Origin of the sequence: Dyella sp. (assembly GCF_036568765.1) — a bacterium.
In the GTDB taxonomy this organism is placed as follows: domain Bacteria; phylum Pseudomonadota; class Gammaproteobacteria; order Xanthomonadales; family Rhodanobacteraceae; genus GSA-30.
This window is the reverse complement of record NZ_DATCRY010000280.1, coordinates 1-2,169: the sequence shown is the minus strand read 5'-3', so window position 1 is coordinate 2,169 and position 2,169 is coordinate 1. Positions and strand designations below refer to the sequence as shown.

Here is a 2,169-nt window from a genome sequence, read left to right as displayed (position 1 = left end):
CTACAACCCCGACCAGGCCTGGGAGCGCTTCAGGGCTGAAGCGAACGTCGCCAGCAAGGACACGACGACCTACGGCCAGCCCTATATCTACGGCACCCATCACCTCGATCGGGACGGCGCGAAATGGGAGGCGCAACTGCGCCATGAGGCTGCGATTGCCTGGCAGGTCGTGTACGAAGGCGAGAGCAACGCGCTTGGGCTGCGCCCCGGGCGAATCCTGCAGATGGACGAGAGCCTGCCCGACGCGCCGGGCGGGCAGGTCGTGATCGAGGTCGTGCATAGCGGTGCGCGCGATGAGGCTTACCGCAATACGTACAAGGCAATTCCGTCTGACCGGCGCTTCCGCCTGAAGCTCGAGGATGACGGGTGGCCGAAGATCGGCGGCACGTTGAGCGCACGGGTCACGTCGCCAGGCCAGTACAAATACGCGTACCTGACACAGGATGGCCACTACACGGTCCGCTTCGACTGCGATTTTGACGAATGGAATCCGGGCGGCGAGAGCGTGCCGTTGCGGCTGGCGAAGCCCTTCGCCGGTAAATTGCAGACGGGCTTTCACTTCCCGGCGCTGGACGGTGACGAAGCGGTGCTGGAATTCCGGGACGGCGATCCGAACAAGCCTTATATCTCGCAATTCCATCACAACAGCCAGCAGTCCGACCTGATCACGAATCAGCAGCGATGGCTTTCGCGCAACGTGATTCGCACGCAGAGCAATAACAAGCTGCGCTTCGAGGACTGGCAGGGCGAGGAAGGCATCAAGCTCTCCACCGAGCATTCGGGCAAGAGCCAACTGAATCTCGGTTATCTGGTGGACGGCAAGAAGCAGAAGCGTGGCGAGGGTGTCGAGCTTCGTACGTCGGGGTACGGTGCGATCCGCGCCGGTGGGGGGCAGCTCATCACCGCTTATGATCGCCCGGCCGCAAACGGCAAGCAGCTCGACATGCAGGAGACGATCGCGCAGCTTGAACGCGCGCTGGAGATTGCGAAGGCGTTAGCGGCGTCGGCAAAGACGGCGAAGGCTATCCCTGCGGATACCGATGCACAGAAGCAGATGAACGACGAACTGGACGGGCTGAAGAAACCAGGGCTGCTCATGAGTACCCCGGCGTTCGCGGGCATTGTCGCGGGCCAGGGTGTGCAGGTTTCGGCGCAGGGCAGCATCTCGGCCGTGGCTGGTAAGAACGTCGACTTCAGCATCATGAAGCGTTTCACCGTGGCCGCTGGCGAGCTCATTTCGATATTCGCGCAGAAGCTTGGAATCAAGATCTTTGCAGCAAAAGGGCCCGTTGAGGTCCAGGCTCAAAACGGTCCGATGTCCCTCACTGCGGACAAGGACGTGAACGTCGCCAGTGTCAACGGCAAGGTCGACCTGTCCGCCGCCAAGGAAATCATCCTGGAGTGCGGCGGCGCGTTCGTCCAGATCAAGGACGGCAGTATTACGCTCGGCGGTCCTGGCGATCTGTTTATCAAGACCATTACCGTGCAGAAGCAGGGCAAGGCGTCGATCAATACGCCCATGCCATCCTTGCCCCGCGCCGCGCCTTCTGTCACCGATCTGGAGTTCCGGCGCATCTATGCCGATGGCTCGCCGGTCGCGGGGTGCCGCTATGTGGCGTTGCTCGACAACCACAGGCAGCAGCGCGGCATGCTCGACGCGGACGGTTACGTGCGATTAAGCGGGCTGTCGGCGGGCACCGGGGGCCGTATCCAGTATCTCGATGATCCCAATCCCCATAGCAGCATCCATACCGTCGCCGTTGACGACGACCTGGCCGAACTGGTGGCATCGACCGGGAGGAACGCATGAGCATGCTGGGGAACGTATGGGATGACGCTGTGGGGACCCTGAACTGGCTCAAGTCGCTAGCAATCGGGGAATTTGCGGAGGACCGCCCCACGAGCGTGATCGTTGCGGACATGCTGGCAGCGATAGCGATTCCCGGCGCGGTGATTGTCACGAGCGCACGCGACCTGGCGGCGGTGAGCTTGCGGCTTGGCAGGCGGTACGATGGTGTATCGACCGATGCACAAAATGCCGCGCACCCTGAATGGCAGGAATGGGTGATCCTTGTCGCGTCCGCGCTGGGCGTGTTTGGGCCGGCGATCTGCGCGGCGGTCGGCGGCCTTGCAGGCGCGATGATTGGCGACGAAGCCGCAGCGGTGATC

At 62.5% G+C, this 2,169-nt stretch carries 2 protein-coding genes; both read left to right on the top strand.

The window, feature by feature from the left end; translation table 11 throughout:
- A partial coding sequence (locus tag VIM98_RS17895; RefSeq protein WP_331994460.1) for a DUF2345 domain-containing protein occupies positions 1 to 1,810 on the top strand: 1,810 nt, incomplete at its 5' end.
- Positions 1,807 to 2,169: hypothetical protein (locus VIM98_RS17890; RefSeq protein WP_331994459.1), on the top strand; the 363-nt coding region annotated here is incomplete at its 3' end. The genes VIM98_RS17895 and VIM98_RS17890, both read left to right, overlap by 4 nt.